General features: G+C 42.7%; 15 protein-coding genes and 1 tRNA gene. 12 read left to right on the top strand and 4 right to left on the bottom strand.

The features are described from left to right. Positions 1–42: 42 nt before the first annotated feature. Positions 43–2181 carry a minichromosome maintenance protein MCM gene (locus tag QXL29_01105; GenBank protein MEM2283189.1) on the bottom strand — a complete coding sequence of 713 codons (2139 nt, stop codon included), beginning with the start codon at positions 2179–2181 and terminating at the stop codon, positions 43–45. After that, on the bottom strand, positions 2168–2731 hold the full coding sequence (locus QXL29_01100) for a hypothetical protein (protein ID MEM2283188.1): 564 nt from the start codon (positions 2729–2731) through the stop codon (positions 2168–2170). Before QXL29_01100 ends, QXL29_01105 begins: the two co-directional genes overlap by 14 nt. 91 nt (positions 2732–2822) lie before the next feature. On the opposite strand from QXL29_01100, the gene QXL29_01095 reads away from it, so the two are divergent. The 5 genes from QXL29_01095 (at position 2823) to QXL29_01075 (ending at position 5471) form a co-directional block, all read left to right on the top strand. After that, positions 2823–2919 (top strand) — tRNA-Lys (locus tag QXL29_01095). A 502-nt stretch (positions 2920–3421) separates the two neighbouring features. Then, positions 3422–3661: a hypothetical protein gene (locus tag QXL29_01090; GenBank protein MEM2283187.1), complete on the top strand. Its 240-nt coding sequence runs from the start codon at positions 3422–3424 to the stop codon at positions 3659–3661. Positions 3662–3752: 91 nt separating this feature from the next. Continuing rightward, the gene (locus tag QXL29_01085; protein MEM2283186.1) at positions 3753–4277 is read left to right on the top strand and encodes a hypothetical protein; all 525 of its coding nucleotides are present in this window, start codon (positions 3753–3755) and stop codon (positions 4275–4277) included. A gap of 28 nt (positions 4278–4305) precedes the next feature. Continuing rightward, positions 4306–4806, top strand: coding sequence for an adenosine-specific kinase (locus QXL29_01080; GenBank protein ID MEM2283185.1), 501 nt, complete (start codon positions 4306–4308; stop codon positions 4804–4806). Between the two features lie 29 nt (positions 4807–4835). Continuing rightward, positions 4836–5471, top strand: a complete 636-nt coding sequence (locus QXL29_01075; protein MEM2283184.1) for a hypothetical protein — start codon at positions 4836–4838, stop codon at positions 5469–5471. 51 nt (positions 5472–5522) lie between these two features. Here QXL29_01075 and argF read toward each other — a convergent pair whose 3' ends face one another. Next, positions 5523–6458, bottom strand: coding sequence for an ornithine carbamoyltransferase (gene argF / locus QXL29_01070; GenBank protein MEM2283183.1), 936 nt, complete (start codon positions 6456–6458; stop codon positions 5523–5525). A gap of 89 nt (positions 6459–6547) precedes the next feature. Here argF and QXL29_01065 point away from each other — a divergent pair, with 89 nt between their 5' ends. Both QXL29_01065 and QXL29_01060 read left to right on the top strand, forming a co-directional pair. Continuing rightward, positions 6548–7198 carry a DUF4443 domain-containing protein gene (locus tag QXL29_01065; GenBank protein ID MEM2283182.1) on the top strand — a complete coding sequence of 217 codons (651 nt, stop codon included), beginning with the start codon at positions 6548–6550 and terminating at the stop codon, positions 7196–7198. After that, positions 7195–7875, top strand: a complete 681-nt coding sequence (locus QXL29_01060; GenBank protein MEM2283181.1) for a diphthine--ammonia ligase — start codon at positions 7195–7197, stop codon at positions 7873–7875. The genes QXL29_01065 and QXL29_01060 overlap by 4 nt, the downstream gene beginning before the upstream one ends. Positions 7876–7954: 79 nt before the next feature. Here the strand turns inward: QXL29_01060 and fen are convergent, their stop codons facing one another. Then, positions 7955–9013 carry a flap endonuclease-1 gene (gene fen / locus QXL29_01055; GenBank protein MEM2283180.1) on the bottom strand — a complete coding sequence of 353 codons (1059 nt, stop codon included), beginning with the start codon at positions 9011–9013 and terminating at the stop codon, positions 7955–7957. A 186-nt stretch (positions 9014–9199) separates the two neighbouring features. On the opposite strand from fen, the gene leuS reads away from it, so the two are divergent. From leuS to QXL29_01030, 5 genes are all read left to right on the top strand, one after another. Beyond that, positions 9200–12154 carry a leucine--tRNA ligase gene (leuS, locus tag QXL29_01050; protein MEM2283179.1) on the top strand — a complete coding sequence of 985 codons (2955 nt, stop codon included), beginning with the start codon at positions 9200–9202 and terminating at the stop codon, positions 12152–12154. A 30-nt stretch (positions 12155–12184) separates the two neighbouring features. Beyond that, the gene (locus QXL29_01045) at positions 12185–12421 is read left to right on the top strand and encodes a hypothetical protein (GenBank protein MEM2283178.1); all 237 of its coding nucleotides are present in this window, start codon (positions 12185–12187) and stop codon (positions 12419–12421) included. 398 nt (positions 12422–12819) lie between these two features. Beyond that, positions 12820–13770, top strand: coding sequence for an ABC transporter substrate-binding protein (locus tag QXL29_01040; GenBank protein MEM2283177.1), 951 nt, complete (start codon positions 12820–12822; stop codon positions 13768–13770). Further along, positions 13770–14537 carry an ABC transporter permease subunit gene (locus tag QXL29_01035; protein ID MEM2283176.1) on the top strand — a complete coding sequence of 256 codons (768 nt, stop codon included), beginning with the start codon at positions 13770–13772 and terminating at the stop codon, positions 14535–14537. Before QXL29_01040 ends, QXL29_01035 begins: the two co-directional genes overlap by 1 nt. Further along, complete coding sequence (locus QXL29_01030) at positions 14518–15537, top strand: ABC transporter ATP-binding protein (protein MEM2283175.1); 1020 nt, start codon at positions 14518–14520, stop codon at positions 15535–15537. Before QXL29_01035 ends, QXL29_01030 begins: the two co-directional genes overlap by 20 nt. The last annotated feature ends 191 nt before the right edge of the window (positions 15538–15728 follow it).

Genomic DNA, 15728 nt, shown 5'->3' with positions numbered 1-15728 from the left:
TCATAAAGTTACTGCAAGCATGATTCACGAATAACTACTAGTTTAGTCTGTTATAGCGTAACAGGACGCTTTAGGTTCGTATATTTCGCCATTACGTTTCAAGTTCTTGATTATTTTCTCAAGGACTTCCTCGTCTATTCCGTAATCATAAGCTTTCTTACGTAGCTCCTTATACTTAACGCATTCTTCGCCAGTACTCATTATCTCTCTTATTAACTTAACGATAGTGACTTCCTTCTCTCGCATACTCTTAGCTTTGCCGGTCATTATTAAGTCTACGTCTATAGTTCCTGTCTCTACGTCCATACCTACCTGTTCTAAGACTGTGTTCATTAGTCTTACTGCTTCTACAGCGTCTTCAGCTTCTACCTTATTTTTGAGCTTCATTTTAGCATGCGCTTCTGCAAGTCTGATGAGAGCTTCTAATTGTCTAGTAGTTATGGCGAGCGGAGCGTCTTCTCTTTCAGCACTCTTCTTTCTCAATTCTATGTAGTATTCTCTAATTATCTTCTCTGCCTCCTCAGTAAGCTCAGGTTTTACGTATTTTCTTGCGTAAGCTATGTATTTACGGAGGAGGTCTGGGGGGATCTCTGACTCAACGTAGCCCACCTTCTCGTGAGTTTTTAGGACGTAGCTTGACAGTGAGGTGTCTCTCGTTATGTTAGGTAGGTCTCTCACTATGAATATTAAGTCAAACCTCGAGAGTATCGTTACTGGTAAGTCGATATTTTCGGCAACGCTCTCACTACTTACGTATCTGCCTCTCTTAGGATTCCCAGCAGCTATCACTGTTGTTCTAGCGTTTAATCTAGCGACTATGCCTGCCTTAGCTATGCTTACGCTACCCTGCTCCATAGCCTCGTGGATAGCTACTCTGTCTTCATCACGCATTTTGTCGATTTCATCGATGCTTACTATTCCTCCGTCAGCTAACACCATTGCTCCAGCTTCTAGAAAATACTCGCCTGTCTGCTTGTCTTTGACTACTGCTGCTGTAAGACCTGCTGCGCTGGAGCCTTTACCAGTAGTATAGATTCCTCTAGGAGCTATCCTGGCAGCATATTGTAGTAGTTGTGACTTAGCAGTCCCTGGGTCTCCTACCATTAAGACGTGTATGTCTCCTCTGAGTCTGGTCCCGTCTCGTGTAGTCTTAGAATTACCTCCGAATAATGCTAGCGCTATAGCTTCTTTCTCATCCCACATGCCGTAAATTGTTGGAGCTATGCTGGCTATTATCTTACGCCTTACTAAAGGGTCTCGAGAAAGTTCGATTATCTTGGCTTCATCCTCAGTACTGAGTTTCAGTTCTTCAAGTAGTCTTTGTGCTACAACGACGTTATTAGCTTCAATATACGGGGTGTAGATAATCTTGTTAAATCTGCTCGATCTAGTCAACCTAACAACACCGATCACGGTAACTCTATCGCCGGGTCTAGCAACGTCGACTAGGTCGTCTGTTAAGACTACTTCTATAGACCTAGGTATTTGCCCTGCAGGCACTTCCTCAGGCCTCTCCTGAATAACTACTAACTGCCAATCTCTGTACTTAGACCGCTCAGGCTCTAGCTTTATAGTGCCTCTCCTGAACCGCTCTTCCTCAGTTACTACACTAACACAGACAGGACAGTACGGAGGCCTCTCAACCTCGTCTCTCAGCTCCTCCCTCTCTTCAGGTGGCCACCAAAACTCGTGTTTCTCACCATTTGATAATATGTGGACGTATAGAGCCTTATAGAGTTTACTCTTACGCGGTGTCGCTTTAACGATAACGCCGTCGACTGCTATTAGCTTACCTAAGTAATCGCTAGTAACTCCCCTTATAGCTACTGTTTTTACCCAGCCGTTGAGTCTAGCGTAAAACTTCTCAAATTTTTCAATGTATTCGGGATATTCACCTCTTATTAAGTCTCTTAAAGCGTTGTTGAAAGCGTTGAAAGCTTCATCAGGGTTTTTCTCTATAAACTCTATTAAATTGACGTCGTAGGTTGCTAGGTCTTCATAATCTATTAGCAGAGACTTACTCCCTTCTCGAATCATCCTCCTTATTCTTTCTTTATACTTGAAAGACCCGTCACGACTCTTAAAGTTGCTTAAGAAAGACTTAATGAGTTCTACATCTACCTTATGTTCTATGAAGACCTCACGCACTTCTAAATCTTCAGTTCTGTTATTTTCGCTCACTAATAGACAACCTCCACCCACTGATTAATGATTTAAGAATCTTTAAGAGGATGCCTTCCTCAACTAGTATCTTACTTAAGTACTCGTCGATTTCTTCTTCCGTAGATAAGACAGCTATTCTAGTTAGTTTCCTAAGCCTGTACTGAATTAAGTCGTCAAGGTTGCTCTCAAGCTTAAGTAAGCTAACGGCTGCTTCCGGCTCTTTCATAGACTCTTCTCTAGTCTTACGTATGAGTCTACGTATCTCTGGGTAAAACCTTGGCTTCAGCTTCGCGAATTCTTTCTCGTTACTTCCTTTCTCGCTTATTAAAGCCATCGCGACGTCTCGAGGCTCTAGCATGTTTTCCTTGATTTCTACTAAGCCCTCCCCGCTTAGGAGTTCCGCTAGCCAGAAAGGAATTGATGCCTCAACACCCCTACTTAGTAGTTCAGTAGAGCCTCCTACAGTTAACTTGCCTAAATCCCTAAAAACAGCTACCTTAACAGGACTCAGTTCGTGGTAGTACGTAGCTAGACTCACTAAAGACCTTATCATGTGTACTCCAAACACTATCTAACCGCTACATAGTATTTAAACTTACTTCTTAATCGCAGAACACGCGTGAAATACTTAAAAACTCTTGTGAGTCAATCTAAAGGAAGGGCCCGTAGCTCAGCCAGGTAGAGCGGCGGACCCCAGCAGATAGGCCGAGGCTCTTAACCCGTAGGTCCCGGGTTCAAATCCCGGCGGGCCCGCCACAACTCAAGATCATAAACGCTTGGAGATGAAGAGTGGTCATCGTCTGAAGAAGTGATGAAGGCTCGTGTTACTGATCCATTGAAGTACCGAGGTGCGCAGAGAATCTAACAACCCAGTGTTTTGTGGCACCTCGCGCAACTCGGTAAGAGAATGAGAAGCGAATCTTCTGAGCGTAATCCCACATAACGATGACAGAACTAGCCGATGAGCGCGGTTCTACTGTATTGTTCTCGAGAACCTGAGCAAACCCAAAAACAATGTAAAGAGAGAGCAAAACATTCAGTAAGAAGTTATCACTATAGTTCTATGAAGAATACAGTCACTACAAAACATCATCTACATGCTCTAGATGCGGACTCACAGGAGACAGAAACGTGGTCATGTACACAGTAATACAAACCAAGACCGATGCAAGGGAATAGAGATGATGAAACTAACATAAGAGCTGAACACCTAACATATTTATAAGCTTCATGTTTAAGTTGTTGTGGGTTTAGGAGTATGTGTGAGCTGACTGTGAAGTTGAGTAGCGGTAAGGAAGTGCTAGTTACTGAGGACGTTCTAGACACTGTATACAAGTATATGAGGTTTTCATTAACTCTTGAGGAGCTTGCGCGTGAGTTAGGTCTTGAGAGCTGGGAGGAAGCCTACGATTTTGTAAAGAGGTTTCCAGCTTGGGTGGCTTGGACGCCGCCATCTTTCTTTAAGCATATTAAGGAGAAACTATGTGTTGAGAAGTGAAACGCTAGACTAGCGACGAACTACTTTCTTGTCACAACAAACACTTTCTTCAGAGAAGCTTGTCAGTTAGTCTCGGAATATGTGAGCAGGCATGTGTAGGCAATCAGGAGAATCAACGAATGTGCGTGATGAAGCCGAAGAAAACTTAGAAAATCCTTGCTGGCCTCCTACCTATATAGCTACCGTAATTTACGGCAAAGAAGAACTTGCGGAACTTGAAATAGGTGATGCCCTCTTCCCACTAGATCAGGGAGTCAAGATTTGCAAGACTTCTTATGGGGGTGTCCTTTTAATAAAGACTTTCTTAACTGAAGACATTGCTTCTAAGCTATTATTAGCTAACCCACCATCAGCTCTCCGTAGGTTCATGAAAGTCATTTTCTGTTGCGAGAACATTAAGTTAGTTGAGTGCTTGAAAAACAATATTACGATCTTGACCGGAATTAATTTTAGATCCTTACGCGTTAGTGAGAGGTCAGGCGTAAGTTACGAGTATATCGTAAGACTACTTAATACTGTGGGGTATCGACTGAGTCGGGAGGGGCAAGACCTTACATTAAGTATAGAGCCTCTCAGAAGCTTTGTTTGCTTCACTAAGCAACTCCTCAATTTTTAAATTTCTCATGAGTTTTTATTTTCTGGTGATGAATGTGGGCGAGCTGAAGAAGATAGAGGTAGTAGATATTCCAGTACCTCAAGGAACCAACATCATAATAGGTCATACACACTTCATTAAGTCAGTCGAGGACATTTATGAAGCTCTAATAACGTCATCAACTGTGATTAAGTTCGGTATAGCTTTCAATGAGGCTAGTGGTGAGAGGCTAGTTAGAAGTGATGGAAACGACGAGGAATTAATCAAGCTAGCTGAAGACGCCGCTCTCAAGATAGGGGCTGGACATACGTTCGTGATCTACTTAAGGAATGCTTGGCCCATAAACGTGTTGAACTCGCTAAAGAACGTGCAGGAGGTGTGCAGAATATACACAGCTACGGCAAACCCTGTTCAAGTATTAGTTGCTGAAACAAATCAAGGTAAGGGAGTCATAGGAGTTGTAGACGGCTTCGCAGTAGTCGGGGTTGAGAACGCTGAGAGTAAGAAGCACCGTCACGAGTTTCTTAGGAAAATAGGCTATAAAAGATAATCAGAGATACTCCCGCGTGACCCGGTTGATTGGCTATGCTTCCTAGCGCCTCTCTTAAGTGCTTATCAAGACAAGAACTACTAGCAGGCAGCAAACTAACGTTATCGTTTTATAAGGTAACTAAGGAAGCAAAAGTAAAATTCTCTGAAACAAGTTTTGAGGAAGTACTTAAATCAAGACCCAGCAATCTAATAAAGTATAAAGAACTAAGAAAAATATGCAGAAATTCCGACGCGGCATTAATAAGTGGAGATGGTTTGACGCTATTTGTTAGTCTTAAAAAAGTATCTCCTAGTATCCAGCTACTTAAAACACCGGCTCTGGTTAAGGAGATACTAATCGCTAAAGTAGTGGCGAGCAACGACGCTAGCGAGAGTACGGAACTAGAGTTTACTGACCTCAAATTAAAAACGGAAAAGATTGAGTTGAGCGAAGAACTCATAGCTTTTGATTCAGTAGTTAAAGGAGATTTAGAGGACGGTATATACGCGTTGAAGATAGTGAGTGATAAATTAGATTCTGTAATAACTAAAGATGAAATAAGAAAGTACTTGAGTAAGCAAAGCAAGCAACTCGAGACTTTAGCTAGGAAGTCTCTGAAGAAGAAAAAGAAGAGGAAGTCTAGAAGAAAGAAGCGTAAGAAGACTGCTAGAAAGTCTCGTTAACTTGGTTTTTATCTTTGTAATAGTTTTTAAACTAGGAGTAGGTAGGAAACACTATATGAGGAGAGCGAGCAGAGCTTTCTGTGCGTGTAGCCTGTTCTCTGCTTGGTCCCAGACTACCGACCAAACACCATCTATGACTTCATCTACTACCTCCATGCCTCTCAGTGCTGGCAGGCAGTGCATGAATATAGCGTCTTTCTTAGCCAGTCTCATGAGCTCCGGCGTCACTCTAAACTTACTCAAATCCTTGATTCTTTTTTCTCTTTCTGCTTCCTGACCCATGCTAACCCACACGTCTGTATAGACGACATCAGCTCCCCTGACGGCTTCTTCAGGTGTCCTCAATATCTCTATTACTGAACCAGATCTCGAAGCTTCTTCTTCAGCTACCTTGAGTATCTCTGGGTTTGGGTCGTAACCCTCCGCAGTACCTACTCTTACGTTGATTCCCAGCTTGCTTGCCGCCAGTATTAGTGAGTGAGCCACGTTATTGCCTCCATCACCTACGTAAGCTAACGTAACTCCTTTCAGTCTTCCTTTCTTTTCATAGATTGTTAACATATCTCCTACTGCCTGGCACGGATGTTCTCTATCGCTTAAAGCGTTTATGACTGGTATATTAGCATATTTAGCCAGTTCTTCTAGGTCGCTGTGTTTGTAAACTCTTGCGACAATGCCATCAACGTATCTCTCTAGAACTCTTGCCGTGTCAGCTATGGTTTCGCCTCTACCTAACTGGAGTTCCTGCCAGTTAACAGTTATTGAGTGACCACCTAACTGTACTATAGCTTGCTCAAAACTAATCCTGGTTCTGGTGCTTGGTTTCTGGAAGATCATCATGACTGTTTTGCCCTTAAGCACGGGTATTATTCTCTCGCCACCATAAAACCTCTGCTTCAGGTTGTAAGCAGTGCTTAGCGTGAACATAAGCTCCTCTGAGGTTAAGTCAGCGACTGAAAGGAAATCCCTGCCTTTCAAGTACCTCATAAGACTTACACCCAAATAACATTTGGAATGAACAAAATAAATTTTAATTCTTAATTTATAATGTTAGACTCAAGTAATTCTTGAAGAGCATGAAGGAAGTAAGGATACTCCTCAAGATAACTGAGGAGAGAGGCGGTGTTAAGCCGGCTTTCTCACCTTATCACGTCTTTAAAGTACTTGAGTTTCTTTATGTGCGTGGTATTAGCAGCAGGCACGAGCTAATGAGGTTATCAGGCTTAGGAGAAGCTAGCATTAAGACTTTGCTTAACAGGTTGAGGGAAGCTGGTTTAATCAGTATTTCAAGACCTCATGGAACTAAACTAACAGAAGCTGGTAGAGAGCTGGCGGGTAGTCTTAGGAACCTCATAAAATTAATTCCTTATTTAAGGATTGAGAGCGTGTGTGCGAACTGCGCTATCTCTGGACTTGTCTTAAGTAATGGCCGCACTATCTTGTATAAGGTGGGCGGAGTGATAGTTCTTAGAGACTTGGTAGTTAAGGAGGGCGCAGACGGAGCTTTAATACTGACATACTCTAAAGGAGCTTTTTATCTTCCCTTAGTGGGCGGGCTGGAAGAACTAAAGAGTGGAGAGCTTCCTCAGCAGTTAAGAGATTCTCAGATACGTGATAACGACTTGATAGTCTTGGGCATGTGTTACTCAAGTAATGGTGAACGATGCCTCGCTGCTACAGTTAATGCAATCATTAAAGTTCTGAGTTCCGAGGGTATTGAGGGGTGAGAGGCGCAGCATTATATACTGGAGGCAAAGACTCTCATTTTGCTCTCATGGAAGCTTTAAGAGCTGGTATACTGGTGGATCTACTCATCATAGTTGTCCCAGTAGCTAGTGATTCCTGGATGTTTCACTCAGTCAACATAGAGTTTTCAAGGCTTCACGCAGACCTCATCGGCGTTAATGAGGTAACGATACGTTCAAGCGGGATCAAAGAACTTGAAGTCTCAGAAGTTCTTTCTAGTCTTAAGAAATTAAATCTAAGATCTAGATACGAGTACTTGATTTCGGGAGCTGTAGCGTCTAAGTATCAGAAAGAGAGAGTTGATTTAATAGCTGAGGAGCTCGGGTTAGACCATGTAGCGCCTTTATGGGGGCGTGATCAGAGAACTCTTCTGCTAGAAGAAGTCAAGCACATGAGTTTCATAATCACTGCAATTCAGGCGTATGGACTCAACATGAAGTGGCTAGGCACTATAATCAACGAAGGTAACGTTGATGAGTTTCTTAACGATCTTGAAAAACACGGCGTAAGCCCTGTAGGTGAGGGGGGAGAATTCGAGACGTACGTAATCTCATCAAAGCTCTTTAGGAGAGGAGGTGTTTACATAGAATCAGCTAAATTAATTAAACGTCCGCTACACGGGTTTGGATACTATATTATCGAATCTGCTAGGACTTAACCTCTCTCCAATTCTTTAGAGCTTGTTTTAAGACATGAGCAAGACCTGCTATGCTTAGAGCAGGAAGCGAAATCACTACTTATTTCTTGAACCAGGCTTCAAGCCCCTTAACCTGGGCTTTGAGGAACTCTCTGTAAGCTTTTTTTAACCTCTCTACTGCTCCACTAACTCTTTCTTCTGAGAAGTCATGTTCCTCTACTAAAATCTTGTTTATTAGCTCAAGGTTAGGCTCGTCCCATTTAATCGTGTATGAATCTGTTACTGGCGGGTTTAGAAATATCTTTCTGATTTCTTCGTAGTTGAAATCTATCTTGATGTTTGGGAGTGCCTTAGCTGCTTTCTCAAAGCTCCCGTACGTTTTTATTAGTTTGAGCGCGGTTTTAGGTCCCACACCCTTTACTCCCTCGGGGTTGAAGTCTGTTCCGAGGAATATAGCTATATCTATCAACTGTTCTCTATTTATCCCTAGTTGTTTGAGTAGGGTGTCTAGTTCTATGAGTTCAGGCTTTATTTCAACATATACTTCTTTACCTGGCAACTTGCGTTTACCGCTAATTGTTAAGTTTCTTAAGAGTCTAGGCGTATCAAATAATAGTGAGTCATAGTCTTGGGAAACTGACGCCCATACGTGACCTTTCCTAGCCATATAAGCGGCCTGCGCCTCACCTTCTGAGGGCGCGTTAACGTACGGTATGCCCATAGCTGTTAACAACCTTTTAGAGTCTTCAACCATGTCTGAAGTTAGTCTCCCAGTAGCTTGCGCGTACTTACGCGCTTCTTCAATCCTGCCCTCTGCTATGGCGGCCTCATACTTCTTGGCAAACTCTTCTTTTATCGCGAGTCTTTCCGCGATCTCCTTAGCTTTCAACTCAGGCGGCTTACCATCAAATACGTATACCGGCTTAAGACCTGACTCCACAAGATTGATTGTTCTGTAGAAAAGCCCGCTTAAGTGGCTTGTTACGCGTCCTTTAGTATCCATTAACGGAGTTCCGTCGGGTTGTCTTATCGCTGCTAAGAATTGGTAGAGAGCGTTGTAAGCATCAATAGCCACGACCTTACCTCTCAACTCTCTTAAGTCGTTAATGATTCTAACTGCGGAAGTCTCCTCCACTAACTCTCTTAAATTAACACCCACTTAAGAGACCCACGTGAATTAACTACTCAAAGTTATTATTTTTATTTATTGCTTAGAGTCAATGGTAATAATTTAAGTTCGAGAGTGGAAAACGTATATGGTCTTGTAGAGTCTCAATTTTTTCTCTGTTGGCAGAGTACTAGTAATGTTTTAAATATATTGGGGGTTGTAAGAGATTACTAGGTGATGATCACGGGTACCGCGAGTCTTGAAGACTTTGTAGCATACCTCGTTGATATAGCTCGTAAATGGTCTAGAATTTGGGAAGAGGAGAGAGTTTATGAGGCAGACCCGAAGGAAGGTCTGCCGAAGTACTTCTTAACAGCTGCTTTCATGTACCCTAACGGGCCGGCACACGTAGGTCATGCTAGGACATACTTGATCCCTGATATACTAGCCAGGTTTTTCAGGGGTTTAGGATATAATGTGCTATTCCCTATGGGCTTCCACTATACTGGAACTCCTATACTAGCTCTTGCTGAAGGTCTAGCTACTGGAGATCCGCAATACGTGAGTAATGTAGCTAAGGTGTTTCAAGTTGAGAGTGAGGAACTCATGAAGCTTAAAGACCCTGTTGACGTGGCCAGGTTCTTCCACGAAATATCTAAGAAGGCTATGAAGCTCTACGGACTATCTATTGATTGGAGGAGAGAATTCACAACTATAGACCCAGAGTTTAAGGCTTTTATTAGGTGGCAGTTCAAGAAGCTCCTAGATTCAGGCTACTTAACTAGGGGTTCACACCCTGTTGGTTGGTGTCCTAGGCATAACATGCCTGTAGGAATGCACGACACCAAAGATGATGTAGAGCCTGAGATAGATGAGGTCTACTTGATAAAGTTCGCCGGTCTCGACGGGTTGAACTACGTCGTAGCTACTTTAAGGCCTGAGACTGTCTTGGGAGTAACTAACATATGGGTTAACCCGAACGTGAAATACTGTATTGCTAGTGTTGAGACAAGCCGAGGTACTGATACTTGGGTTCTCTCGTGCGAGGCTGCTAAGAAGTTAGGTTTTCAGAGGAACGTGGAGATAGTTCGTGAGGTAAGTGGTGAGGACCTCATAGGTAGGAAAGCAGTAAATCCGGTTACCGGACGCGTGATTCAAGTTATTGAAGCCTCTTTCGTTGACCCCAAATTTGGAACTGGTGTAGTGATGAGCGTGCCAGCACACGCACCTTACGATTATGTTGCTTTGCGTGATTACGTACTCAACAAGAAGAGTGGCTCTTGGGAGGGGCTAGAGCCCATACCCCTCATAAAAGTTGAGGGGTATAGTGATATCCCGGCTAAAGACGCTGTTGAGAGGCTAGACATTAAGTCACAGGAAGAGCATATCTTACTAGATAACGCTACTAAAGAAGTCTATAGAGTGGAGCTAGAGTCGGGTGTTATGCGTTCAGACCTAGCTAACCTGATTGAGCAGGAAGTCATTAAGGGGGCTCGAGACTTCATATTGAATGAGATTTCCGGTGTTCCGGTTAAGGAGGCGCGAGAGAAGATCAAGAACTTCTTATTAAGTAATGGGTTCGGAGACCTAATGTATGACGTGATGAACGCGCCTGTATACTGTAGGTGTGGTACGGAGATAGTAGTTAAGATAGTTAAGGATCAGTGGTTTATTAATTACGGTGATACAGGCTGGAAGAAGCTGGCACTCGAAGCGTTGTCTAAGATTAGGTTAGTGCCTGAAGAAGCGAGGACCCAGTTCGTGAACACTATTTATTGGTTGAGAGAGAAGGCGTGTACTAGGAGTAGAGGTTTAGGGACTGAGTTGCCGTGGGCTCCTGGCTGGATTATTGAGTCTTTAAGTGACTCCACGATATACATGGCTTTCTACACGGTCATACATAAAATAAGAGAGTATGGTGTGCCGCCTGAGAAGCTAACTTACGAATTCTGGGACTACGTGATGCTGGGCTCTGGGGAGCCGGACAAGATAGGTGTTGACCGGAAAGTTTTAGAAGATTTAAGGAGGGAGTTCCTTTACTGGTATCCTCTTGATTCACGACATAGTGGTAAAGACTTGATACCTAATCACTTAACGTTCTTCATATTTAATCACGTAGCTATATTCCCGGAAAGTCTGTGGCCTAGGCAAATAGTTGCTAATGGTTGGGTACTCATACAAGGAGAGAAGATGGCTAAGTCTAGAGGCAATATCTTCCCGTTGCACTGGCTAGTTTCCACGTACTCGCCTGACGTTGTGAGACTCGCTATAGCGTCGGGAGCCGAGGTAGAGAGCGATCTAAATCTTGATATAGAAGTACTTGACTCTACTAAGGCGAAACTCAGGTCTATACATGACTTAATAACTTCCTTCTCTAACGTTAGTGACTTGAGCGACGTAATAGGTCTTCCTGAGAAATGGCTTCTCTCTAGGTTTGCCAGGAATGTGTTGGGGGCGTATGAAGACTTATCTAAAGTTAGGGTGAGAGCAGCATGCTTAAAGATCTTCTACAACATACACCAAGATATTCTCAGGTATCTGAAAATGGTTGAGAAACCGTCGAGAGTCTTGAGAGACTTGCTGGTCATGTGGCTTAAAGTGATGCATCCCGTGACTCCATTCATTACTGAAGAGTTGTGGCATGAGATGGGGATGAGCAGACTACTAGCTACTGAGAGACTGCCTTTGAAAGAAGAGTTGGAGAGAATGATTGACGAGTCTGTAGAACTAGGTTACTTATTCTTAGAGAGATTTATTGATGACTTAAAGAACTTGTCTAAGATAGTGAAAGGTAATGAGGCAGTAGTATACGTGTCTACAGAGTATGAGTACAAACACTTAATTGAGTGTGTCAGGATACTGCGAGGCGGCGGCAGAATAGGTGACGTAATAAAATACCTGGTAACTAGCGGGTTTGCCGACCAGAAGCAAGCGCCTAAGGTAGCTAAGACACTAGTAGATTTAGTTATGTCATTACCTCCAGAGTTGCTGGAAGCTATCGCTAGAGTAGGTTTCGTAGACGAGTATGAGATCCTCCTTAAGTTCAGGAAATTCATAGAAGGAGAGACTGGAATTAGACTCAGAGAAGTCTATAAAGCGAGTGACGTGGAAGCACCTGACTACGGCGGCAAAAAGAGGAACGCGTTGCCTTTCAGGCCGAGCATCATGCTCGTGAATTCTGCTCAAGGCTAAGCAAGTATTATTGTTTGGTGACGTAACTAAATGAGGAATCTCTTAGGAAATCTAAAAGTTCCTCTAATCTTAATGCTTTACGGCTTCTTCTTAATACTAATACAGATAGTCTTAATAAGGTCTCTAGTTTCTTTAAGTACAGAGTGGAGTCACTCAATACTAGTTCAAGCGTTAGCAGTTATTTTATATGTTTGTCTCAATGCTGGACTACTGTATTCATGGTATAAGCTGACCACGTACATCAGAAATAAAGAGTTGATGAAGTAACGAGCATTCTACTTGTTTCAACATAAATTAGAAGGGAAGTGATTTCAATAAGTTCTCAGCTATGATTGCGGAGCTCAGAGCTGCAATGGCTCTTCATCTCTTCAGTCCGCCCGTCGTCGACTTCACAGCCCCTATTATCTCTATCTTCTAGAAATATTTTAAGTTGAAGATTTGGTGGGGAGGGTCTGAGGAAGTTTTTAATCAGACAAATGCCTTCTCATCAGTTTTCAGTACCGGAGGTAGACATCATCTTATCTTACTTCTTCTGAGATAATTGCTGTCTACTTAGTAATAAATGTTTAGCTAATGACTTGACGTCTAGTGTAAATGACTTTCTTTACATATAATGTCATAAGCTTTTAAACACTTAAATCAGATTATTAACAGGGTAAAACGCTATGGCGCGGTCTGAAACTAGGTTAATAGTAATTAGTAGTTTAGTTTTAGCCGTGTTATTATTAATTTACTGGTCTATGTTCCTAGTCAGTCCTGTAGCCAGTGCTGAGAATGTTAGTCTCGGTATAGAGTTTAACGCGCATGCTACGCCTGCTTGGATAGCATTACATGCTGATCTTTTCAAGAAACACGAGCTCAATATTACCAAACTTTTTAAGTTTAGGACAGGAGCTGATTTAGCTGCAGCAATAGCTAGAAGAGAAATTGATGCTGGGTGGGCTTGCTTAGGACCTATACTTAACTTAATAGACCAGGGTGTTGACGTTAAGATAGTTATGAAAGTTCACGATTACGGTTACGCGCTAGTAGTTAACCCTAATAAGGTGTCAAGCATTGAAGACTTAAACAACATTACTGTTTACTCGACGGGGCTTGCTAACCCAACAAATCTACTCCTCCTAAGAATTCAGGACGTTTACGGTGTTAGATTCAACATAAAGCCTGTTGGTGATCCGCAGACGTTGCTGTCTATGCTGATTAGTGGACAGATTGATGCGGCTTCACTACCAGAACATTACGCGAGTGTTGCCGAAGCTAGCGGTGCTAAGGTCTTGTTAAGAGCTCAAGATGTGTGGCCTAGTATGCCAGGTAGCTACATCATAGTTCGCGGCGATATACTGAAGAATAAGCCTGAGGTAGTTAAGAAGCTCTTAGAAGTGACTAGAGAAGCTCTCGTAATACTTGAGAGTAATAAAGAGTTAGCGATACAGGCAAGCTCTACAGAGCTCGGCATAAGTAGGGAAGTAGCCTTAAAATCCATCAGTAGTCTTGAGTGGATTATGGAGATCGATGTGCGTGAAATCCAGGAATACATAGATTTCATGTATAAGCATGGGCTGCTGAAGAACAGACTTAACGCGACAGAAATAGTAGTTCGTAGTGTGGGTCAGTAATGAATTTAAAGAATGCTGTCTCAATATTCGTATTTTTCTTGATTTGGGAATTTACTGCTAGATACTTGGTTTCAGCACCTAAAACTATATTCCCTCCATTCACTTACGTTCTCTGGAACTTCACGGATAAGTCTTTCTTATACACGTTACTGAGTAACTACTCTCAAACTTTCTTCAGATCTTTGCTAGGATTTACTGTAGGTCTTTTTTTAGGTCTTCTCACAGGTCTAGCTATCTCGATTAAGCGTTCCGTGAGTGATTACGTAAGTCCTATAGCGACCTTAATGTTTTCAGTGCCTTCAGTTGCGTGGGTCCCGATACTGATTGTTTTAGTAGGGATTGACGAGTTTAGATTACCGCTAGTAGCTTCGTTCATGTGTTCATACCCACCAATACTATACGGGGTAATTAACACGCTAAGAACTTTCGATAGAGACCAGCTAGACATCACTGCCGTATACTGTCTAAGGCACAGGACTAGGTATGAGTTAGTTATACTGCCACAGTTAATATTGCGGATACTTCCCTCAATAAAAACAGAGGCCGTCATGGTGTGGAAAACAGTATTCGTGGCTGAAATGCTCGTCTTGCCGAACGGGATAGGTTATCTAGCTCTAATATACGCATCTACTCTAAACATGGATAAACTAATTGCTGTTGTTTTGGTATTGTCATTGACGCTCATCTCGATTGATGTGTTGTTAGATTGGTTAGAAAAGAACTTCTATAGGGTGGTGAACAGTATCTATGAGAGACGTTTCCGTTAGGAACTTAAGTGTTACTTACTCAAGTAAAGTAGCGTTGAAGAGTGTTAATGCGGACTTCCCTGCAGGGAGTCTCTCCATACTAATAGGACGCAACGGCAGCGGAAAAACTACGCTACTAAAAGCGATAGCCGGCTTAGTCAACTACAGCGGTAAAGTGTTCATTGGAGGAGAGGTCGCGGATGACAGTCCTCCAAGCCTTAGGAGAGTCTCGTATGTACCTCAAAACAACGCGTTAATACCTAGTCTGAAAGTCTGGTGGAACATAGCTCTAGGGCTTGTTGACCGTGAGCGCGACCCTCAGATTATCAAGGAAAAAATTGAAGAAGTTGCTAAATTACTAGACATACAACACCTCCTTAATAAGTATCCTGGGGAATTAAGTGGTGGTGAGGCCAGGAGAGTCGCTATAGCTAGAGCTCTCGTCGTTGATAGCGATGTCGTGTTAATGGACGAGCCTGAGTTGAGCGTGGATATTCAGACATGGCAGATAATCCGTAACAACATATTGAAGGTAAGGAAGAGTGATAAGACTATCATCGTCTCTACTCATAATTTTGAGGATTTATTACCTTACGCTGACGTCGTTTGTCTTCTCCACGAAGGTAATGCGTTATTTGTGGGACGTCCGGCAAACCTGAGAACTGAAAACATGCCTTTAGATGTCAGGGCTTGGTTAGGGTCTGTGATCGAGGCAGATGATGTGGAGTGTGATGAAGGAGATTTCTGCGTAGCTCTGTTTAACGGGTACAGGATTTACGCAGGCTCGTATAGGAAGAGTTTTAGAAGCTCTCCAAGGATTCTCATACTACCTAAGTATATTACGGTCGATCAAGACGGGGTGCTTAAAGGTAAGGTAGTTAGGAAGATTAAGCATGATACAGGACGTTCGACAGTTTTAGTTAGTATTAATGGATACGAGCTCGTAACCACAACACATGAAGTTTTGTCAGAGGGTGCTGTAGTAGGCTTAAAGATCGAGAAGGCGATACTACTGGGCTGACTCTATGAGTACTTACTACAACAGTGGCACGTCAAGGTAACTAAATTGATCTTAAGGTTTATTAAACCTGATAATAAGAACATATTGATGATTTAGGTCTATAAGCGCTGAAACATAGTGATGAGAAACCCACGCTATGATACTCATACTCGAGTAAAGTGTAAGCAGTGTCCTAGTGATTGGGAGAAGAG

The sequence above is a fragment of the Zestosphaera sp. genome (assembly GCA_038843015.1).
In the GTDB taxonomy this organism is placed as follows: domain Archaea; phylum Thermoproteota; class Thermoprotei_A; order Sulfolobales; family NBVN01; genus Zestomicrobium.
This window is presented reverse-complemented; position numbering and strand designations above follow the sequence as displayed.